The organism is Nonomuraea pusilla, assembly GCF_900109355.1.
In the GTDB taxonomy this organism is placed as follows: Bacteria; Actinomycetota; Actinomycetes; order Streptosporangiales; family Streptosporangiaceae; genus Nonomuraea; species Nonomuraea pusilla.
Genome location: NZ_FOBF01000018.1, coordinates 146,458 through 166,544, shown reverse-complemented (window position 1 = coordinate 166,544; position 20,087 = coordinate 146,458). Strand labels below are relative to the sequence as shown.

At 73.2% G+C, this 20,087-nt stretch carries 17 protein-coding genes; 4 read left to right on the top strand and 13 right to left on the bottom strand.

Annotated features, from left to right (window positions below):
- Position 1: 1 nt before the first annotated feature.
- The gene (locus BMX74_RS31270; RefSeq protein WP_256257366.1) at positions 2-1,165 is read right to left on the bottom strand and encodes a cysteine desulfurase family protein; all 1,164 of its coding nucleotides are present in this window, start codon (positions 1,163-1,165) and stop codon (positions 2-4) included.
- A 54-nt stretch (positions 1,166-1,219) separates the two neighbouring features.
- Here BMX74_RS31270 and BMX74_RS31265 point away from each other — a divergent pair, with 54 nt between their 5' ends.
- The 3 genes from BMX74_RS31265 to BMX74_RS31255 all read left to right on the top strand — a co-directional run bounded on the left by BMX74_RS31265 (position 1,220) and on the right by BMX74_RS31255 (position 4,103).
- Entirely contained in the window at positions 1,220-1,741 is a 522-nt protein-coding gene (locus BMX74_RS31265) for a TetR/AcrR family transcriptional regulator (protein ID WP_091104194.1), read from the top strand.
- 242 nt (positions 1,742-1,983) lie between these two features.
- Positions 1,984-3,177 (top strand): MFS transporter, encoded by a 1,194-nt coding sequence (locus tag BMX74_RS31260; protein WP_055505206.1) that lies wholly within the window; start codon positions 1,984-1,986, stop codon positions 3,175-3,177.
- A 221-nt stretch (positions 3,178-3,398) separates the two neighbouring features.
- On the top strand, positions 3,399-4,103 hold the full coding sequence (locus BMX74_RS31255; protein ID WP_091104192.1) for a rhomboid family intramembrane serine protease: 705 nt from the start codon (positions 3,399-3,401) through the stop codon (positions 4,101-4,103).
- A 63-nt stretch (positions 4,104-4,166) separates the two neighbouring features.
- Here the strand turns inward: BMX74_RS31255 and BMX74_RS31250 are convergent, their stop codons facing one another.
- The 11 genes from BMX74_RS31250 to BMX74_RS31200 form a co-directional block, all read right to left on the bottom strand.
- On the bottom strand, positions 4,167-5,120 hold the full coding sequence (locus tag BMX74_RS31250) for an electron transfer flavoprotein subunit alpha/FixB family protein (protein ID WP_055505208.1): 954 nt from the start codon (positions 5,118-5,120) through the stop codon (positions 4,167-4,169).
- Positions 5,121-5,141: 21 nt separating this feature from the next.
- Positions 5,142-5,921: an electron transfer flavoprotein subunit beta/FixA family protein gene (locus tag BMX74_RS31245; RefSeq protein WP_055505209.1), complete on the bottom strand. Its 780-nt coding sequence runs from the start codon at positions 5,919-5,921 to the stop codon at positions 5,142-5,144.
- Between the two features lie 267 nt (positions 5,922-6,188).
- Complete coding sequence (locus tag BMX74_RS31240; protein WP_091104191.1) at positions 6,189-7,451, bottom strand: serine/threonine-protein kinase; 1,263 nt, start codon at positions 7,449-7,451, stop codon at positions 6,189-6,191.
- Between the two features lie 35 nt (positions 7,452-7,486).
- Positions 7,487-9,400, bottom strand: a complete 1,914-nt coding sequence (locus BMX74_RS31235; RefSeq protein ID WP_091104217.1) for a serine/threonine-protein kinase — start codon at positions 9,398-9,400, stop codon at positions 7,487-7,489.
- 13 nt (positions 9,401-9,413) lie between these two features.
- Complete coding sequence (locus BMX74_RS31230; RefSeq protein WP_177227576.1) at positions 9,414-11,567, bottom strand: serine/threonine-protein kinase; 2,154 nt, start codon at positions 11,565-11,567, stop codon at positions 9,414-9,416.
- Positions 11,568-11,688: 121 nt separating this feature from the next.
- Positions 11,689-12,222, bottom strand: a complete 534-nt coding sequence (locus tag BMX74_RS31225; protein WP_091104188.1) for a YbaK/EbsC family protein — start codon at positions 12,220-12,222, stop codon at positions 11,689-11,691.
- 61 nt (positions 12,223-12,283) lie between these two features.
- On the bottom strand, positions 12,284-13,837 hold the full coding sequence (locus BMX74_RS31220; RefSeq protein WP_091104186.1) for a flavin monoamine oxidase family protein: 1,554 nt from the start codon (positions 13,835-13,837) through the stop codon (positions 12,284-12,286).
- Positions 13,838-13,861: 24 nt separating this feature from the next.
- A complete protein-coding gene (locus BMX74_RS31215; RefSeq protein WP_055505215.1) occupies positions 13,862-14,704 on the bottom strand; it encodes a M55 family metallopeptidase in 843 nt (280 codons plus the stop codon).
- Positions 14,701-15,936: a DUF6395 domain-containing protein gene (locus BMX74_RS31210; protein ID WP_055505216.1), complete on the bottom strand. Its 1,236-nt coding sequence runs from the start codon at positions 15,934-15,936 to the stop codon at positions 14,701-14,703. Before BMX74_RS31210 ends, BMX74_RS31215 begins: the two co-directional genes overlap by 4 nt.
- Positions 15,927-16,298: a hypothetical protein gene (locus BMX74_RS31205; protein WP_091104185.1), complete on the bottom strand. Its 372-nt coding sequence runs from the start codon at positions 16,296-16,298 to the stop codon at positions 15,927-15,929. The genes BMX74_RS31210 and BMX74_RS31205 overlap by 10 nt, the downstream gene beginning before the upstream one ends.
- Before the next feature lie 75 nt (positions 16,299-16,373).
- Positions 16,374-17,147, bottom strand: coding sequence for an enoyl-CoA hydratase/isomerase family protein (locus tag BMX74_RS31200; protein WP_091104183.1), 774 nt, complete (start codon positions 17,145-17,147; stop codon positions 16,374-16,376).
- Positions 17,148-17,310: 163 nt separating this feature from the next.
- Between BMX74_RS31200 and BMX74_RS31195 the strand changes: the two genes are divergently transcribed.
- Positions 17,311-19,224, top strand: coding sequence for an N-acetylmuramoyl-L-alanine amidase (locus tag BMX74_RS31195; RefSeq protein ID WP_055505219.1), 1,914 nt, complete (start codon positions 17,311-17,313; stop codon positions 19,222-19,224).
- Here BMX74_RS31195 and BMX74_RS31190 read toward each other — a convergent pair.
- Positions 19,187-20,083 carry a MurR/RpiR family transcriptional regulator gene (locus BMX74_RS31190; protein WP_055505220.1) on the bottom strand — a complete coding sequence of 299 codons (897 nt, stop codon included), beginning with the start codon at positions 20,081-20,083 and terminating at the stop codon, positions 19,187-19,189. The genes BMX74_RS31195 and BMX74_RS31190 overlap by 38 nt on opposite strands.
- Positions 20,084-20,087 lie beyond the last annotated feature (4 nt).

Below are 20,087 nucleotides of genomic sequence, written 5' to 3'. Positions count from 1 at the left end.
GTCAGCTCAGGCCGGCTCTGCGGGCACGTTCGACCGCGCCGGGGAGCACCTCGATGAGGCGGTCGACGTCCTCGCGGGTGGAGGTGTGGCCGAGCGAGAACCGCAGCGACCCGCGCGCCGCCGCCGCGTCGGCGCCCATGGCGAGCAGCACGTGCGACGGCTGGGCCACCCCGGCGGAGCAGGCCGAGCCGGTGGAGCACTCGACGCCCTTGGCGTCGAGCAGCATGAGCAGCGCGTCGCCCTCGCAGCCGGGGAAGGAGAAGTGCGCGTTGCCGGGCAGGCGGTCGCGGGGGTCGCCGTTGAGCACCACGTCGGGCACGGCATCCCTGACCCGGGTGATCAGCTCGTCGCGCAGCCGCGACAGCCGCAGGTTGAGCGCCTCCTGCTCCTTGACGGCGACGCGCACGGCCGCGGCGAGCCCGGCGACGGCGGGCGCGTCGAGCGTGCCCGACCGCACGTCGCGCTCCTGGCCGCCGCCGTGCTGCACGGGCACGGGGGTCAGGCCGCGGGCCAGCAGCAGCGCGCCGACGCCCATGGGGCCTCCGACCTTGTGCCCGGTCACGGTGAGCGCGTCGGCGCCCGAGCCGGTGAACGACACGGGCAGCTGGCCGATGGCCTGGACGGCGTCGGTGTGGAACGGGATGCCGTGGTGGCGGGCGATGGCGGCGAGGACGTGGACCGGCTGGACGGTGCCGACCTCGTTGTTGGCCCACATGACGCTGACGAGGGCGACGTCGTCGGGGTCGCGGGCGATGGCGGCGCGCAGCGTCTCGGGGTGGACGCGGCCGTGCTCGTCGACCTCCAGCAGCTCCACCCGCGCGCCCTGGCTCTCGGCCAGCCAGTGGGCGGGGTCGAGCCCGGCGTGGTGCTCGACGGAGCTGATGAGGATGCGCCGTTTCGGCGCCCGCGCCCAGTAGAGCCCCTTGATGGCCAGGTTGTCGGCTTCGGTGCCGCCGGAGGTGAAGACCACCTCGCTGGGTCTCGCGCCGAGCGCGTCGGCGATGGTCTCGCGCGCCTCCTCGACGACCCTGCGCATGCGGCGGCCCGCCGTGTGCAGTGAGGACGGGTTGCCCACGCGCGCGAGTTGCTCCGTCATGGCCTCGATCGCCTCGGGCAGCATGGGCGTGGTCGCCGCGTGATCTAGATAGGCCGACGGTCTGCTCACCCGCCCAGGGTATCTCGTTTGCCACTGTACCGTCCGGACGGTACAGTTGATCCCATGCGAAGGGAAGAGCTACTGGACGCGGCGGAGGACCTCCTCTGCGACCAGGGCTCGGCCGCGCTCACCCTCTCCGCCGTGGCGGACCGGGCAGGCGTGAGCAAGGGCGGCCTCCTTTACCACTTCGGCACGAAAGAGGCCCTGATCAAGGGCATGGTCGAGCGGCTCGTCGAGGAGTTCGACCAGCTCGTGGCCGCGCAGGCCGACCCCACCTACACCGAGCGCTACCTCGGCGCCACCCTGGCCGCCGTACGTTCCGGCAGGCTCAGGCGGTGGGCGGTCGTCACCGGCGCGTCGGGGAACCTCTACCTGCTCGCGCCCCTGCGCGAGGCCATGGCCCGCTGGCATCGTGAGGGCCTCGGCCAGGAGCCCGACCCGCTGGCCTCCCAGATCGTCCGGCTGGCCTGCGAGGGCCTGTGGGACGTCGCCAGCCACGACCCCGGGCTGAACTCCGAGGGCGACCTGCGCGCGCTCGAAGGCCGGCTGAGAGCCCTGCTCAAAGCCCCGGCGCCCCCGGCCTAGCGTCCGCGCGCCCCGGGGAATAGCCGGGGCCCGCCCCGGGTTGAGCGCCTGCGGAACCCCAGGCGTCCCTGCGATCCCACCCGTTCCTTACGACAGGGCACGGCCCGAGCCCGCGCGCGGGCTCCTCCGGCGTGCCCGCCCCCGGGCGATCCGTTCGCCCCCTTCACCCCCCACTTTTGCCGGAGCGCGCCCCCGCGCGCCCGGATGTGATGAACACCACGACTGTGCATGAGGAGTGCGTTATGACCCGCGACCTGAGGACGGCCCGTTACGGGGCGATCCTCACCTTCGTCCTGTCCGGCCTGATGGTGGGGACGCTGACCGTGCGTATCCCCGCACTGACCGACAAACTCGGCCTGTCCGAGGCGTCGGTCGGCACGATCCTCCTCGTCTGGGGCCTGGGCGCGCTGGTCACGATGCAGTCCATGCGGCGGGTGATGGCCCTGGTGGGCAGCGGCACCGTGCTGCGGTTCGGCGGCCCCGCCACCGCCGCCGGCCTGGTGGCCGTGGCGTTCGCCCCCGACCTCCCCTGGCTGCTGGCCGCCGCCGCGTTCTTCGGCATGGCCTTCGGCACCGTGGACGTCGCCATGAACGCCCAGGGCTCGACCGTCGAGCAGGCCTACGGGCGCCCGCTCATGAACGGCATGCACGCCGGGTGGTGCGTCGGCGCCATCTCCGCCGGTCTCCTCGGCAGCGTCTCGATCGCCGTCGGCCTGTCGTTCACGGCCAACCTGGCACTGGTCGGCCTGGTGTCGGCGCCGCTCATGCTGCTCATCGGGCGTACGTACCTGCCGGAGGCCAAGAGCGGGCAGAGCGCGAAGGCGGGGCGGCGGCGCATGCCGGCGATCGTCTACCTGCTGGGCGCGATCATGTTCTTCGCGTTCATGGTGGAGGGCGTCGTGGCCGACTGGAACGGCCTGTACATGCGTGACTCGCTCGGCGCGCCCGAGGCTCTGGCGGCGCTCGGCTACCCCGTCTTCGAGGTGGGCATGCTGGTGGCGCGGCTCACCGGCGACCGGCTGCGCGAGCGGTTCGGCGTGCGCGGCATGCTGACCGTCTCCGGCGTGGCGACCGGTGGGTTCTTCACCGTCGTGCTGCTGGCGCCGGCTCCGCTGGTCGCGGTGTCCGCGATGTTCTTCGTGGGGCTGGGCGTGGCCACCATCTCGCCGATGACGCTGTCGCTGGCCGGCACGGCCACCGACAACCCCGGCCCGGCCATCGCTCAGGCGGGCGCCATGGGCTACGCGGGCCTGCTGCTCGGCCCGGTCGCGATCGGCTTCCTGTCGAACGCCACGTCGCTGCGGACCGCCCTCGGCGTCGCCGTGGTGCTGGGCGCGCTGATCGCGCTGGCCTCCAGGCTCCTGCCCGGCCGCGAGCCGGCCGCCGTGCGGCGGATGCCGGCACGCGAGCCCGAGCCCGCCGAACTGGCCGCCTGACCGCCGCCCGGTCGCGCCCGCCGAACCGGCCGCCCGACCACCGCCGGGTGGCGCCCGCCGCGGCCGATGATTCGGCCCGGCGGGCGCCTCGCGGCCGCTGTCCGTAATCCCGGTTCCCGCCGAGGCGGAACCCCTCCCACCGGCGGGCATGACCGATGCCCTTTCTGTGAGTTGAGCGACTGCACTGCCCCGATGTCAGGGAGTGTGTCAGGCTGAGGGACGTGTTCAAGCCCTACGTCACCCTCGCCGTCCTCGCCGTCACCGGGGTCCCCAGCGTGGCGCAGTTCGCCGTCCCCGGTCTCGTACCGGCCCTGATGCGCGACCCCGACGCCATCGCCCACGGGCAGTGGTGGCGGCTCGTGACGGCCCTGGTCGTCCAGGACGGCGGCGTGGCGGGCACCGTCGTGAACCTGGGGTTCCTGGCGGTGCTCGGCCACCTGGCGGAACGCGCGCTCGGCCCGGCCCGCTGGCTGCTGTTCTACGCGACCGGCGCGCTGGCGGGCGAGACCTCCGGGTACCTCCTGGGCCAGCCGGGCGCGGGCAACTCGGTCGCCCTGTGCGGGCTGGCCGCGGCACTGGCGATGTCCGCGGCGGGCCCGCTCGAACGCTCGCTGGCGGCGTTCTACACGCTGCTGCCGGGCGCCTGGGTGCTCTCGGCCGTCGGCGGCGCGGCCGGCGTGACCGGCGCGGACGGCACGCTCCGCGTCGTCCTCGTCGCGGCCGTGGCCGCCGCGGGCTTCCAGCTCGTCTCCCGGCGCGACCGGCTCCCCTCCTGGCTGCCAGGGGCCGTCCCCGTCGCCGTCGCGCTCACGCTGACCCTGCTGCGCGACCTCCACGGCGTCGCGCTGCTGGCCGGGGTCATCGTGGGCTGGCTGGCGCGCGGAGTGTCGGCCCCGGCGCCTCCGCGGACGACCAGCCCGGTGTGAACACGGGCCGCGACAGCACGAAGCGGCGGCGCCGGACCACCGGCGCCGCCGCTCCCGCGCGCGCTACTTGCGCTTGTTGACCTCTTCGGTGAGCTGCGGCACGACCTGGTGCAGGTCGCCCACGACGCCGAAGTCGGCGAGCTCGAAGATCGGGGCGTCCTCGGCAGTGTTGATCGCGATGATGGTCTTCGCGGTCTGCATGCCGGCCCGGTGCTGGATGGCGCCCGAGATGCCCGCCGCGATGTAGAGCTGCGGCGAGACGGTCTTGCCGGTCTGGCCCACCTGGAACTGGTGCGGGTACCACCCGGCGTCGGTGGCGGCGCGGGAGGCGCCCACGGCCGCTCCCAGGGCGTCGGCCAGGGCCTCGATGACCGAGAAGCTCTCGGCCGAGCCCACGCCGCGTCCGCCGGAGACCACGATCGCGGCCTCGGTCAGCTCGGGGCGGGCGCCCTTCTCCTGCTTGACCCGCTCGACGATGCGCGCGGCCTTGGCGGCGTCGGACAGCGTGACCGCCACCTCCTCCTCGGCGCCCGCGCCCGCGGACGGCTCGGGAGCCGTCGAGTTGGGACGCATGGCGACGATCGGGGTGCCCGTGCGCACCCGCGACCGCACGTTGACGCCGCCACCGAAGATCGACTGGTCGGCCACGAAGCCCTCGCCGAGGCCGACGGCGTCGGTGATGACGCCGGAGTCGGTCTTGACGGCCAGGCGACCCGCGACCTCCTTGCCCTCGGCCGTGGAGGCCACGAGGACGGCGGCGGGCTGCTTCTCGGCGACGAGCTGGGCGAGCAGCTCGGCCTTGGGCGCCACGACGTACCCGGTGATCTCCTCGGAGCCGGCGACGTAGATCTTGTCGGCGCCGTACTCGGCGAGCCTGGCCTTGGCCTCGGCGGTGATGCCGGGGCCGGCCCACACGGCGGAGGGCGAGCCAAGCGTGCGGGCCAGGGTCAGCAGTTCGAGCGTGACCTTCTTGACCTCGCCGTCGGCGTGCTCCACGAGAACGAGAATCTCCGACATATCAGCAAAACCCCCGTTCTCTCAGATGAACTTCTTGGACGCGAGGAAGTCGGCGGCCTTGACGCCGCCGTCGCCCTCGTCCTTGACGACGGTGCCGGCCGAGCGCGGCGGGGCCGCGGCGAAGTCGACGACCTCCGACCAGGCGGCGCCCAGGCCGACCTGCGCGGCGTCGATCTCGGCGTCGGCGATGCCGAGCGTCTCGACCGGCTTCTTCTTGGCGCTCATGATGCCCTTGAAGGACGGGTAACGCGGCTCGTTGATCTTCTCGACCACCGAGACGACGGCCGGGAGCGACGCGGAGACGCGGTCGAAGCCGTAGTCGGTCAGGCGCTGGATGGTGATCGAGCCGCCCTCGACCTCGACCTTGTTGGCCAGGGTGAGCTGCGGCACGCCCAGGCGCTCGGCCAGCATCGCGGCCAGCACGCCGGTGCGCGCGTCGGTGGACTCGGAGCCCAGGATGACCAGGTCGAAGCCGATCTTCTTGAGCACCTGCGCCATCGCGTACGAGGTGGACAGCGCGTCGGAGCCGTGCAGCGCGTCGTCGCTGAGGTGGACGGCCTTGTCGGCGCCCATCGCGAGGGCCTTGCGGATGGTGTCGGTGGCCTTGCCCGGACCCATGGTGAGGACGGTCACCTCACCGCCGTGGGCCTTCTGGAGCGTCAGTGCCTCCTCGACCGCGTACTCGTCAAGCTCGTTGACCACGCCGTCGGCGGCGTCGCGGTCGAGCGTCTTGTCATCGGACCGCAGCTTGCGCTCGGTCGCCGTGTCGGGGACCTGCTTCACGCAGACGACGATGTTCATGGCCGGTGGCCGACCTCCCGTGTTCGCGTGCGCCACCGCCTCGTTGCGGTGGGCGCCGGATGCATGCTGTCCAGACTGCCAGGTGCCGCGACGGGCTCGTGACAGCGGGTGGGTCAGAGTCGCCCCTGGCTCCCGCGGCCATGTTACCCATCAGTAGCTTACCCGCAAACCGCCAGGTGGCAGGGGCTGCGCGAAAGCCACCTCCACCATACCGAACTTTGTTCCGGAGTTGGTGTGCGCCTCGTCACCGCGCCGGACCTGACGGCCTCACGCCGACAGCAGGAACACGACGCCCACCACCAGGGCCGTACCCGCGAACAGCGCCAGCGTGAACGTGCTGAACACCGCGCTCAGCCCGAAGCACAGCCCCACCGCGCCCGCCACGGCCACCAGGTCGGCGATGATCCTGCCCCTGCGCAGCGGCGCGCGCGAGAGCAGCGCCACCCCCGCGTCGGCGACCCCGCCCAGCGTGAACGCCGCCAGCAGGAACAGCGCCACCTCCGGCAGCGGCCCGCGGGCCGCCGCGGCGAGCAGCGCCATGAACATCGCCGACCCGACGAGCCACCGCCTGCGCACCCTCTCCCTGTGCCTGGCCCTGGACTCCTCCACCTGGCCCCCGCGCGGCCCCGTGCCCGGACGCCACTCCCTCGTGACCGAGTCGTGCACGTCCACGTCCTCACGTGCGGCCCTCCCGGCCCTCCCGGCCCGCCCGGCCCGGGGGCGGTCGCTCCCCATGCGGAAGGCGGCCCGCCGGGGCCGCCGCTCGGGAGCCGTGCCGAGCCGCGCCAGGATCTCGCCGGCCGACGGCCGCTTCGCCGGGTCGGGGTCGAGGCACTCGGCTAACAGCGACGCCACCCACGCGGGCGCGCCGTCGAGGTCGGGCGGGTGGTGCACCACCCGGTACGCCACCGCCGACGGCGGCCCCTGACCGAACGGGTGCCGCCCGGTGGCCGCGTACGCGAGCGTCGCGCCGAAGGAGAACACGTCGGCCTCGGGGCCCGCCTCCCCGCCCTCCAGCACCTCGGGGGCCAGGTAGCCGGGCGTGCCCACGACGGCGCCCGAGGCCGTGACCGACAGGGAGTCGAACGCGCTCGCGATGCCGAAGTCGATGACGACGGGCTCGCCCTCGCTCATCATCACGTTGGCCGGCTTCAGGTCGCGGTGCACCACCCCGGCGTCGTGCATGGCCGCCAGGGCGTCGGCCAGGCCGCTCGCCAGCAGCCGCAGGTCGGCCACGGGGACGGGCACGGCGCTGAGCGGCCGCCCCTGCACGTACCGGGTCACCAGGTACGGCCTGGCGCCCTCCAGCGAGGCGTCCAGCACCTCGGCGACGTGCGGGCCGCCCACCCTGCGCATGGTCTCCACCTCGCGAGAGAGCCTGGCGAGCGCCGCGCCGTCGGCCGCGACGTGCGGGTGCAGCACCTTGACGGCGACCGTGCGCCCCTCGGGGTCGAGCGCGAGATGCACCTCCCCGAAGCCGCCGGCCCCGAGCCGGGAGAGAAGCTCGTACGGGCCGAGGTGATCGCTCATACCCCTACTCTCCCCTCACCCGCCCGCCGGGACACTCAGGACCAGGGAGACAGGAAGCCGAGCCCCACCCTCCTGAGGAAGTCGTCGACCAGCCCGGTCAGCAGCCCGACGGTGCTCTGCTCGGCCTGCTGGCTGAGCCGGTGTATCACGGTCTCGGGCGCCTGCCAGGGCTTCCAGGTGGTCTCCTGGCCGAGCGCGAACATCACCGCGAACATCGCCACCGTGCCGACCACCAGCACGGCGACGAGGGCCGCCCCCGGGCTGCGCAGCACGCCGGTGAGCGACTTGACGACGGCCAGCCGGGGCGCGCCGCCTCCCGGCAGCACGAACAGGCCGGCCGAGAAGGCGCCCGCCGCGTACGCGGCGGCGTCGTTGACGGTCATGCCGCCGCCCCAGCGCAGCAGGCCCCAGACGCACATGCCGAACAGCGCCGCGAGCGGCACGTGGACCATCGTGACCAGGCCCGCCTTGACGAGCGCCCACGGCGTGCCGACGACGGCGAGCAGCGGGTCGGCGGCGCTGGAGCCGCGCAGCTGCCGCCGCTTGACCAGGTCGCCGAACAGGTACCCGCCCATGCGCAGCACCAGCGCCAGCGCGACCGCCACCGCGCCGACCATGACGGGCATCATCACGGTCATGGCGATCAGCGTGACCAGCAGGAGCAGGCCGGTGAACTGGGCGCCGAACACGTAGCGCCTCCGCTCGCCCGGCGGCGTGTGCCCGCGCGGGGCCTCCGCCGCGGGCGGAGGCGCGTAGCGGGGCTGCTGCGGCGGCGCCGCGGGCACGGGCACGGGCACGGGCGCGGGCGGCGGGTGGCCGGCCACCCGCCGGTCGGTGTACGGCACCGGCCTGGCGCCGACGGGCGCGGGCACGTACGGAGGCGGGCGCTCCTCGCGCCGCGGCCGCGGACGCGGGTCGCGGCTCGGCGGGACCTCCTCGCGCCTGGTCGGAGGCGTGCGCGCCGCCCGCCGCGGCGGCTCGGGCTCGGCGTACTGCACGGGCGGCAGCAGGTCGGAGAACGTGTCCATGGCGCGGGTGCCCCCGCCGACGCGCTTGGTGCCCGTGGGCCCCTCGTCGGACCGGCTCTCGGACCGGTCGTCGGGCCGGTCCGGCTCCACCTCGAGGATGGCCGTCTCGTTGAACGTCACCACCGACGGGTCGAGCGACCTGGCCATGCGCAGCAGCTCGCGAGCGCCCGGCCGGGAGGCGGCGTCGACGTGCAGGGCCCGGCTCAGCCAGCCGCGCAGCCACACGGGCGCGCGGTCGAGCTGGGGACGCCCCTCCATGATGTTGAAGCAGACCGCCTCGAACGTGCCCGTGCCGAACGGCGGGGCGCCGGTGGCGGCGAAGAACACGGTGGAGGCGAGCGCGTGGACGTCCGCCGCCTGGGTGATCTCGGAGTCGCGGATGATCTCGGGCGCGAGGTAGCCGGGCGTGCCGACGAACATGCCGGTCTGGGTCAGCCTGGTGGCGTTCACCAGGTGGGCGATGCCGAAGTCGATCACCAGCGGCTCGCCGTCGACCAGCATGACGTTCGACGGCTTGAAGTCGCGGTGGATGACGTCGGCCGCGTGGATGGCCACCAGCGCCTGGCACAGGCCCTCGGCGAGCCTGATGACCTCGCGGGCCTCCAGCGGCCCGTCGCCGAGTACGGTCTCCTCCAGCGTGCGGCCTGGCGCGAACCTGGTGACCACGTACGGCTGGCCTCCGGCCAGCTCGGCGTCGATCACCTCGGCCACGAACGGGCTGCGCACCCTGCGCATGGTCTCGACCTCGCGGGTGAGCCGGTCGCGGGCCTTGAGGTCGGCGGCGACGTGCGGGTGCAGCACCTTGATGGCGACCTCGCGGCCCTCGCCGTCGAGACCGAGGTGGACGACGCCCATGCCGCCCTCGCCGATCTTCCTGACCAGACGATAGGGCCCGAGCCGCTCCGGCGCCTGCGTGCTCATCGCCACCTCCGTGTCATCCCCCGCCCAACTCCTCCAGTTTGCCGGTCACCGGCGTGACGTTCAGCGGAGTCCATACGGCCCCCCTCGGATCGTCCCCGAACGTGCTGTAGGCGAGGATCAGCGAGAGCGCGGCCCCCACCGCGAGGACTCCCGCCATCACCATCGCCGCTGTTCTCGAGGGTACGAGGGATGAGAGCGTTCTGCGCATCTGACGTCCTGGCGCGACCACCGCGGGCCCGGCGCAGACGGTCCAGAGCGCCACCGCGGCGCCCCAGGCGAGCGCGTTCGACGGGTCCATCCCGGCGAACACGGTGAGGATCAGGGTGACGGGCGTGCCGAGGACGAGCGCGTACAGCGACAGCGCCAGCGTGATGCCCACGGACTTGACCAGTTCCTTCGGCAGGGCCAGCACCCGTACGACGTCGAGCGCCGCCGCCCCGGACGGCCTTCGGGAGATCAGCGACGGCTGCGCCATCTCGGCCGCGCGCAGCAGCACGGCGAGCGGCAGCACGACCACGGCGGTGAGCACCGGGGCGAGGACCGCCGCGACGATCATGATGACCGCCAGCATGGCGCTCGCGACGGCGTACGCCTTGGACTGCCTGAGCGGCTGCCCGGGGACCGCCGCGGGGATGAACGGCTCGCCCCTGGTCACCGGGTCGGGCGGGAACTGCGGCTGCGCCGGGATGTACGGCGGCGGCACGGGGTTCGGCCGCGGGAAGTCGGGCGACTCCGGCCGCACCCGCCGGGTCGGCATGTCGGTCTCGGAGGAGGCGGGCACGGGCGCGGCACCCTGCGGCACGGCGTGCGCGGCCCCGTGAGGCCCCTGAGGAGCACCGTACGGCGTGCCCTGGGGAACGCCGGGGAAGCCTTGCGGAGCGCCGTGAGGGGCGCTCTGGGGGACGCTGGGGGCGCCGGGCAGCGCACTGTGGGGGGCGCTGTGAGGGGCGCTGCTCCCGGGGCCCGCCTGCGGCCACGGCCGGTTCGGCGGCACGGAGTTGACCTGCGCCAGCTCCTCGGGCGTCACCCGCCGCGTGGGCCACGGGTCGGCCTCGCCGGGCAGCAGCGAGACGTACTGCGGCTGCTCCTGCGACACGGCGGGCTGGGCCGGCGGCACCTGCTGCTGCGCGGGCGCCGCCGTGGACACAGGGGGCACCGGTGGCACCGGCGGCGTCGACGGGATCGACGGCGCGGGCGGCGCCGACGCCGCCGGCGGCATCGCGCCCTGCTGGGCGTCGATGAGGCTGCGCGGCGTCATCGGCGGCGTCGAGACGTCGTACGACGGCTTGTCGGAGGCGTACGGGGGCGGCGCGAGCAGGCCGTGCGGCTCGGAGCGCGGCACCGTGGAGATCTCGTCGGGCACCGCGCCGCGCGCGGGGCGCGGCAGCATCCTGGCCGTCTGCTCGGCGAGGTCGGCCGCCTTGGGACGCTTGGCCGGGTTGCGCTGGAACGCCGCCTTCAGCATGGGCTGGAGCTCGGCGGGCGCCGCGCTCACGTCGGCCTTGCCCGCCGTGATGTTGTAGAAGATCATCTCCAGCGTGCCCTTGCCGAAGGGCGGCTGGCCGGTGGCGGCGTAGAGCAGCGTGCCGGCCCAGGCGTGGACGTCGACCTCGGGCCCCGCCTCCTGGCCCTCGATGATCTCGGGCGCGAGGTAGCCGGGCGTGCCGATGAACATGCCGGTCTGGGTCAGCCGCGTGGCGTCGACGGCCTGGGCGATGCCGAAGTCGATCAGGACGGGATCGCCGTCGAGGATGAGGACGTTGCCCGGCTTGAGGTCGCGGTGGATCACGCCGACGGAGTGCACGGCGGCCAGCGCGGACGCCACGCCGTGCGCCACCCTGACCAGCGCGGGCAGGTCGAGCGGGCCGTCGTCCTTGACGATCTCGTCGAGCGGACGGCCGGGCACGTAACGGGTGACGATGTACGGGCGATGACCGGTGACGTCGGCGTCGACCACCTCGGCGATGTACGAGCTGCGCACGCGGCGCATGGTCTCCACCTCGCGCGAGAGCCGCCGCCTGGCGACCTCGTCGCCGGCGACCTCTCCCCGCAGGACCTTGACCGCCACCTGACGCCCCTGGGGGTCGACAGCGAGGTGGACAACGCCCATGCCGCCTTCACCGAGCCGCCTGAGCAGCCGGTAAGGGCCTAGTCGGTCATCGTTCATGGCATGAAGCACCATACCGGCTTAATCCCCGCCCACGAGATGAACCATGAGGCCACATTCCCACTCGTACAACGTTCCGATCGGGCCCATCGGTTTCCCAACCGACGGTCTCGAATCGGCTTCAGATCGGCTTCGGTTCGTCCTGGATCGCCAGGGAGAGCACGTCCGCGGTCTTCAGCGCGGCCAGCGCGGCGCCGGGGACGCGGAGCTTCGACCCCCGCACGCCGCTGCCGATGACGACCCGCGGGTGCTCCGCGACGTGCGCGTCGACCAGGACCAGCCAGTGCTCGGGCAGGCCCACGGGGGTGATGCCGCCGTACTCCATGCCGGTCAGCTCGACCGCCTCCGCCATGGGCGCGAAGCTCGCCTTGCGCGCCTCCAGCCGCCTGCGCACCACGCCGTTGACGTCCGCCCTCATGGTGGCGAGCACCAGGCAGGCGGCGTGGCGCGTCTCGCCGCCTCGGCGGGCGGCGACGACCACGCAGTTGGCCGACTCGTCGAGGCGCACGCCGTAGCGCTCGCAGAACGCCGCCGTGTCGGCCAGCTCGGGGTCGATCTCGGCCACCTCCGCCCCCTCGACCTCGCGCACGGCGCGGGCGACGGGGGCGGCGAGCAGGTCGGGGCGTTCGGCCGCCGGCACCCAGTGCAACGTCATCCCATCTCCTCTTCCGCTTCTCCCAGGACCCTACGCCGGTCGCGGGAGCAGCGTCGCGGCGTCACTGTGACTGCAGCGCCCTGCGGTGCAGCTGGGTGACGGCGCTGCGGGCCGACTCCATGGATCCCGCCTGCCACGCGATCAGGTGGGTGAGCCAGTCGCCCGCGAAGTAGACCCTTCCCGCGGGGCGTTGCAGAAGAGTGAAGGACGAATCAAAGGCGGGCCAGCGCACCCAGCCGCCCTTGATGTGCTCCTGGCGTTCCCAGGCGATCGAGACGCTGGACAGGAGGTCCTTGCCGTACTTGTCGCCGTGGATCTTCCTGCCCTGGGTGACGGCCTTGCGCCGGCGGTCCTGGGGGGTGAGCGCGGCGTACAGCTCGGCCTCGCGCTCGGTGTTGTAGTAGCCGACGAGGACGCCCCTGTCGGAGAAGTAGTCGTGCGACGGGTACCAGATGTGGGTGATGTCGAGGTCGGTCTCCGTGACGCCGCCGAAGATGCGGTCCTCCAGCTCCCACCAGCGCCTGCCGTACTCCAGGCCGATCTTGCCGGCGGCGACGGGCACCGGGGTCCTCAGCGCGGAGGTGACCTGGGCGCCGAGGTTGTGCGGGATGGCGGCGAGCAGGTGGGGCGGGAGGGTGGCGACGCAGTAGTCGGCCTTGACGGCGCCGCCGGCCCAGGCGACCTCGACGCCGTCGTCGAGGTTCGTGATCTTCGTCACCCGGACGCCGGTCCTGATCCGGTCGGGGCCGACGGCCGCCTCCAGCTTGCGGACGATGGCGTCCATGCCGCCGACGGGCTGGAACATGGGGGTGGCCTGGTCGTAGCCGAAGTCGTTGGTGATGGAGCGGCCGGTGGCGGCGGCCAGGACGTCGTGCAGGCTGCCGGGGGGCGGGATGGGGACGCCGCCGTCCATGCCGGGGTTCCTGACGAAGCCGCGCCGGGTGGAGCCGTCGTACTCGTGCTTGGGGCCGAGGTCGCCGAAGCGGCGGAGGAACTCGAGCAGCCGCTCCTGGTCGTCCTTGGTGATGGTCCTGTCCAGGGCGCCGAGGTTCGTGGCCTTCGCGAGTAATTCCGCGATATATCCGTACATGTCGGCTCGGGCAGTGCGGGCCCGGACCGTTCGGCCGTTCGTGTGCACGTACGCCTGGGCGTTGTTGTTGATGAACGTCTCGATGGGGACGCCCAGCTCACGGCAGTAGTCGATGGCCAGCATCCACTGCGCGATGCGGCCCGGGCCCGCGTTGAAGTAGACGCCCTCGCCGAACGTCACCTCCTGGGCCGGGCCGTTCTCCTCGGTGAGCCTGTCGCCGCGGCGCAGCGTGAGGCTCCTGCCCCCGGCCCGCGGCCTGGCCTCCAACACGGTGCAGTCGTAGCCGGCCTTGCCCAGCTCGTACGCCGCCGTCAGCCCCGCCACGCCGCCCCCGAGGATCACCACGGAGGCCGCCGCCTTCCCGCGCAGCGAGAAGTCGCCCGGCCTCGGCGGCGTGTACTCCTTGTCCTGGCCGGACGGGGCCAGGCCCAGCGCTCCCATGGCGGCGTACATGGCGCCCGCGCCGCCGACGGCCCCGATGCCGACCAGCAGGCCGCGCCGGGTCAGGGTCGCGCCGTCCTTCATCGCACCGCTCCTACGTCCCGGGTCTCAGCCGTACGGCCCGCTGCCGCACGCGATCTGGCCGCCGATGGTGGCGAAGATCCCGAACAGCGCCATGACCTGGCCGAAGTCGTCGGTGGTGAACTCGATGTGCCGCGCCCCCACGGTCTTCACGCCGGGAACGAGCGCCACGGCCGCCGCGATCGCCGTGGAGTTCCACTCGACGCCCAGCGTGTACGGCGCCTCCACCCGGTACGGCGTGAAGTCGCTCAACCGCCCGAGCGCCCGCGCCGCCGCCTCACGAATGCGGAGCTGGGCGACGCTCGGCGGCAGCAGCTCGGCGGAGAACTTGTCGATGCCCTTCTTCACCGCGACCGTCTCGACGTCGCCGAGCAGCTCGCGCGCCTCCTCGCCCACGGCCTCGTCGCCCGTCACCAGAACGACGGGCACGCCGTGGAAGCCGGCGCAGGCGGCCACCAGGCGGGTCTCGCCGCACAGCTCGCCGTTGAGGTAGACGTTCTGGATCTCCTTGCCCATCCAGGTGTGGTTGAGCACGCCGTGCGGCACGCCGGCGCGGGCGTGGTAGCCGACGAAGCAGGCGGCCTGGAACGACCCGTCGAGGCCCTGCGCCATCCGCTGCGCCTTGCCAGGGCCGCGGATGAGCGTCGCGCGGGGATCGAGCTGGTCGATCCGCAGGTTCTTGGTGGAGCCATGGGCGTCGTTGACCAGGACGGTGCGCGCCCCGGCCTCGAACGCCCCGGCGACGGCGGCGTTGGCGTCAGCCGTCATCAGCTCGCAGCCGCGCTCGTAGCCGCGCTTCCCCGCGTGCATCTCCTCGGGGTCGGTCAGCCCCGTCACGCCCTCCATGTCCACCGACAGGTAAACCTTCACCGCGTGCTCCTCGCCTCCTCGTCGGGCTCCGCGCCCCAGGTCTCGACCCGCCGCGCCTCGTCACCGGTCATGAGCCCGACGTGCTCGCCGACGAAGGCGGCGGCCTCCTCGCGCCACGGCTGCGGGATCTCGTCGAGCGCGGGCGGGTAGCAGTGGTCGAGCCAGCTCGTGGACTCCTCGGTGGCCTCGAAGTGGTCGAGGGCCTTGGCGAACAGCGTCCGCTCGATGCCGGGGATCCTGGCGAGGGCGTACTCGACCATCTCCTGGCCGCCGTAGGGCGGCGGTCTGAGCCACTTGCGGGCGACGGGCCGGTCGGGGGTGATCGGCGTGTCGAGGGGGCGGCGCTCGACGGCGGCCTGGATCAGCTCCTTGTACAGGCACTTCTCGCAGGTGCGGCAGGGGCCGTCGGTGCCGCGCAGGCACCAGCGCACGTGGTCCTTCAGGTCGGAGTTCAGCGCCACCCGCATGGTGACGGCCTCGCTCACGCCGCCGACGGGCAGCACGATGTGGACGCCCGCCGCGGCGAACAGCCGGCCCCACGCGCCGTGCGGCGCCCACATGGGGTTGTCGGGCGTGTACCGCAGCAGGTAGCGGTCGCCCCCGAGCCAGCGCGAGCCCAGCTCGTAGCCGAACGCCAGCCCGCCGAGGTCCATCCGGTCGGCGAGCAGCAGGGCGCCGGCCGCCACCGCGTGGTGCTCGGGGTAGCCGGGCCGCGGCTCGGCCAGCGTGAACTCCAGGTCGGAGGTGACGGTGGTCAGCTCGCGCCCGGTGCGCTCGGCCAGCTTGGCGAGCACGTCGGAGCGGTAGTGCGTCCACCGGTTCGGCACGCGCGGGTGCGGGACGCGCTTGAAGTGGACGAACGGCGCGTCGGGGTGCATCGCGGCGGCGGCCACCGAGTCGGCGCCGCCGCTGTAGGAGATGGCCAGGGTGCGGCCGGCCGGGCGCGGCTCGGCGCCGACGGGTCCCGCCTCGATCCCCCAGCCGTCGTGCAGCGCCCGCGCCAGGCCGGCGGAGATCGCCCGGTCGAAGGTGACGCGCCTGCGCGTCCAGGGGGCGACGATCGTCCACGCGGCGACGGCGAAGAGGTCGGGGTGGGCGTCGTCCGGCACGCCGCCGACGGAGCAGGTGTTGGTCGCGAGCTTGACCGGGTGCTCGTCGGACGCCCTGCCGGTGATCTCGTCCTCGGGGTCGAGCCTGAACGTCAGCCGGCCGCCGGTCCACGTCACGCGCACGGCCGCTCCCCCGCCCGCTCGCCGGAGCGCTCCACGGCGGCCTTGAGCCCGTCGATGGCCTGCCAGAGCAGCACCTCGTTCTGGAGCAGGCCGTCGAGCGACCGGGCGGTCTCCTGCGACAGCCGGTGCGCGTCGTCGAGCCTCGCGCGGTCGGCCTGGCCGAGCCCGCCCGGCGCCGCCTGCCTGGCCTGCCTGAGACGTTCCACCTCGGCCTGGAGGGCGCTCACCTCGCGGCGCAGCGTCTGCACCTCCCACAGCGCGTCCTTGATGTCCTGACAGTGGTCGGCGACCGAGATGTAGCGGGAGTCGAACCAGGCACGAACGGCCTTACGCAGCCGGAGAGGGACCAGGACGCGCATCATGGGACGCCACGATACTGGCAAACCCCACCATGCTTGGACGGCCTTCACCAACCCGCATGAAGGCCGCCGGCGAGGTCAGCGTCCGGTGAACTTGGGCTTGGTCTTCTCGGCGAAGGCACGCATGCCCGCCCTGGCGTCGTCGGTGGCGAACAGGCCGGAGAACTGCAGGCGCTCGATCTCCAGCCCCGATTCGAGGTCGACCTCCATGCCCCTGTCGACGGCCTGCTTGGCGGCGCGCAGCGCGACCGCGGGCCCGCCGACGAAGGTGGCGGCCCACTCCAGCGCCGCCGTGTACACCTGCTCGTCGGGCACGACGCGGTCGACCAGGCCCATGGCGAGGGCCTCCGGGGCGGGGACGTGACGGCCGGTGAAGATGAGGTCCTTGGCCCTGGCCGGGCCGACCAGGCGGGGCAGCCGCTGGGTGCCGCCCGCGCCGGGGATGAGGCCGAGCTGGATCTCCGGCTGCCCGAGCCTGGCGCTCTCGCCCGCCACGCGGAAGTCGGCGCACAGCGCGAGCTCGCAGCCGCCGCCCAGGGCGTAGCCGGTGACGGCGGCGATGACGGGCTGGCCGATGGCGGCGACGGCGGCGAAGCACGCCTGGAGCGTGCGCGAGTGAGCGGACATGTCGGCGTACGACATGTCCGCCATCTCCTTGACGTCCACCCCGGCGGCGAACACCTTCTCGCCGCCGTACAGGATCACGGCCTGCACCTCGGGGTCGGCGTCGACGAGGCGGGCGGCCTCGGTGAGCTCCTGCTGCACCTGGCTGCTGAGGGCGTTCATCTTCGGACGGTCAAGACGGATCGTGGCGATCTGGTCGGCCACCTCGACACTCACGTACTCACCCATGGGCCGAACCTAACACCCGGCCGCCGCGACATCCCGGGAGGCCCGTCGGCGTCCCCGCGAGCAGCGGATCAATGAGTGAAGAAAACCTTCTTAAAGATCTCGCCTAAGAAGGAAAATGTTGAGACGCTGAACGGCATCACGCCCCCCACCCAAGGAGCGGTTCATGCGCAGAGCACTGGCGGTCGCGGCGATCGCCTCCCTGCCCTTAACGATCACCACGGCGGCGTACGCACAGGAGCCCGCGGGACGCCAGGAGGCGTTCGCCGCGGCGGCCAAGGAGTTCAAGGTCCCCGAGAGCGTCCTGCTCGGCGTCTCCTACCTGGAGTCGCGCTGGGACGCCCACGCCGGGCAGCCGTCCAGCGACGCCGGGTTCGGCCCGATGCACCTCACCGACGCCGCCGCCTTCACCGGCGCCAACCACCACGGCGAGGGCGAGGAGGACGCCCGCGGCGACGACGGCCGCCCCCTGCCCGCGCCCGCCCCGCAGGAGGCGGCCGCCGCGCCGCCCGCCTCGCTCAGGACCATGGAGCGGGCCGCAGCGCTCACCGGCGAGAGCCACGAGCGGCTCCGCGCCGACGACGCCGCCAACATCAGGGGCGGCGCGGCGCTGCTCGCCGACTACCAGAAGGCGATCGGCGCGCCGCTCAGCGACAACCCCGCCGACTGGTACGGTGCCGTGGCCAGGTACTCGGGAGCCGAGGAGCAGGAGGCCGCCAGGTTCTTCGCCGACGAGGTCTTCGCCACCATCAAGCAGGGCGCCGAGCGCGTCACCGACGACGGCCAGAAGGTCACCCTGCCGCCCGTGCCCGGCCTGGAGGCCGCCGAGCAGTGGCTGGAGAAGCTCGGCCTGCGGCCGGCCCGCCGTGACGGGGTGGAGTGCCCCGCCTCGATCTCGTGCGAGTGGATCCCCGCGGCCTACCAGGAGCTGCCGCCGGACGACTACGGCCACTACGACCTGTCGAACCGGCCGGTCAACCAGAAGGTCGACTACATCATCATCCACGACATGGAGGGCTACTTCCTCCCGTCGATCAGGCTGAACCAGGACCCCGAGTACGGCGCGAGCTGGCACTACTCCGTCCGCGCCAGTGACGGGCACATCGCCCAGCACATCAAGACCAAGGACGTCGGCTGGCAGGCCGGCAACTGGTACGTCAACGCCAAGTCGATCGGCATCGAGCACGAGGGCTTCCTCGCCCGGGGCAGCACCTGGTACACGGAGGCGATGTACCGCTCGTCCGCCCGGCTCGTCCGCTACCTGGCGATGAAGCACGCGGTGCCGCTCGACCGCGCCCACATCCTCGGCCACGACAACGTCCCCGGCACGCTGCCGACCACGGTCAAGCCCATGCACGAGGACCCGGGCCCGTTCTGGGACTGGGCGCACTACTTCCAGCTCATCGGCGCCCCGCTGCACCAGTTCGGCGGCCCCGACGCCGGCTCGATCATGATCAAGCCGGACTTCGCCACCAACAAGCCGTACTTCTACGGCTGCGACAAGGAGAACCCCTCCGCCGACTGCCCGCCGCTCAGCGCGAACACCGTCTGGCTGCGCACCGAGCCGCGCGCCGACGCGCCGCTCGTCAAGGACATCGGCAAGCACCCGACCGGCGAGTCGCTCTACAGCGTGTACGACCACAGCGCCCGCGCCAGCACCGGGCAGCGCTTCGCCGTGGCCGACCGGCAGGGCGACTGGACGGCCATCTGGTACCTCGGCCAGAAGGCGTGGTTCCACAACCCGGCCTCCGCGCCCACGGCCGTGCCGTCGGCCGGCCTGGTGGTGACGCCCAAGCCGGGCCTGGCCACCGTCCCCGTGTACGGCAGGGCGTACCCGGAGAAGGAGGCGTACCCGGCGGGCATCCCCTACCAGGCGGTGACGCCGCTGCAGTACACGTTCTCGGCGGGCGAGAAGTACACGCTCGCGGGGCCGGCGGCGACCGAGTACTTCCGGGCGGTCACCTTCAAACTGGAGGACCACGTGGTGGTCAAGGGCAAGACCAGGTACCTGGAGATCCAGTTCGGGCACCGGGTCATGTTCGTCAAGGCTGACGACGTGCAGCTGACGTTCTCCGGGTGAACTGCTGGACGGCGCGCCTGGTGCTGTCCCACGCCTCCTGCGAGGACTCGTAGGTGCGCTGGGCGACGCCGACGAACACGCAGTCGATGACGAGGAGCTGGCTGATGCGGCTGGCCAGGGCGCCGGGGCGGAACTCCGTCTCGCGCCCGGCCGAGATGAGCACGTGCTCGGCCAGCTCCGCGATGGACGAGCGGGGGTTGTTGGTGATCGCGACCGTCGTGGCGCCCGCCTCCTTCGCGCGTCCCAGCGGCTCCAGCACGTCGGGCGTCTCGCCCGACGTGCTGATGCCGATCGCCACGTCGCCGCGCTTGAGCAGGACGGCGCTGGTCAGCGCCAGGTGCGCGTCCTGGAAGGCGTGGCTGGAGATGCCGATGCGCAGCAGCTTCTGGGCCACGTCGGCCGCCACCAGGCCGGAGGCGCCCACCCCGTAGGCGTCGACCCTGCGGGCGCCGACGACCGCGTCGATGACCAGGCCCAGCCGCTCGGACGTGAGCTGGGCCACGGTGTCGTTGATCGCCTCGGACTCGGCCCTCGCCACCTTCTGGATGACCTCGGACAGCGGGTCGTCGGGGGCCAGGTCGCCCGGCACCAGCCGGTCGGGCTGGGCCGCGGCCGCCGCGAGCGCCAGGCGCAGCTGCGGGTAGCCCGCGAAGCCGAGCAGCCTGGCGGTGCGCACGATCGTCGCCTCGCTCGTGCCGGAGGCGGCGGACAGCTCGGTGATCGTGCTGCGCGCCACCATGGCGGGGTCTTCCAGGATGAGCCGGGCGACGGTCTGGGCGGCGGGCGTCAGGGACGGCAGCACACCGCGGACCGTGGCCACCAGAGTGTCGGCCCGCAGGCCGTTGCCGCTGTCGTCCACGGAC

Excerpts from the sequence above, each read along its gene's own strand:
- BMX74_RS31200 (WP_091104183.1), bottom strand. The coding sequence starts at position 17,147 with ATGGGTGAGTACGTGAGTGTCGAGGTGGCCGACCAGATCGCCACGATC.
- BMX74_RS31265 (WP_091104194.1), top strand. The coding sequence starts at position 1,220 with ATGCGAAGGGAAGAGCTACTGGACGCGGCGGAGGACCTCCTCTGCGAC.
- BMX74_RS31240 (WP_091104191.1), bottom strand. The coding sequence starts at position 7,451 with ATGAGCGATCACCTCGGCCCGTACGAGCTTCTCTCCCGGCTCGGGGCC.
- BMX74_RS31235 (WP_091104217.1), bottom strand. The coding sequence starts at position 9,400 with ATGAGCACGCAGGCGCCGGAGCGGCTCGGGCCCTATCGTCTGGTCAGG.
- BMX74_RS31205 (WP_091104185.1), bottom strand. The coding sequence starts at position 16,298 with ATGATGCGCGTCCTGGTCCCTCTCCGGCTGCGTAAGGCCGTTCGTGCC.
- BMX74_RS31225 (WP_091104188.1), bottom strand. The coding sequence starts at position 12,222 with ATGACGTTGCACTGGGTGCCGGCGGCCGAACGCCCCGACCTGCTCGCC.
- BMX74_RS31230 (WP_177227576.1), bottom strand. The coding sequence starts at position 11,567 with ATGAACGATGACCGACTAGGCCCTTACCGGCTGCTCAGGCGGCTCGGT.
- BMX74_RS31250 (WP_055505208.1), bottom strand. The coding sequence starts at position 5,120 with ATGTCGGAGATTCTCGTTCTCGTGGAGCACGCCGACGGCGAGGTCAAG.
- BMX74_RS31220 (WP_091104186.1), bottom strand. The coding sequence starts at position 13,837 with ATGAAGGACGGCGCGACCCTGACCCGGCGCGGCCTGCTGGTCGGCATC.
- BMX74_RS31260 (WP_055505206.1), top strand. The coding sequence starts at position 1,984 with ATGACCCGCGACCTGAGGACGGCCCGTTACGGGGCGATCCTCACCTTC.
- BMX74_RS31195 (WP_055505219.1), top strand. The coding sequence starts at position 17,311 with ATGCGCAGAGCACTGGCGGTCGCGGCGATCGCCTCCCTGCCCTTAACG.
- BMX74_RS31245 (WP_055505209.1), bottom strand. The coding sequence starts at position 5,921 with ATGAACATCGTCGTCTGCGTGAAGCAGGTCCCCGACACGGCGACCGAG.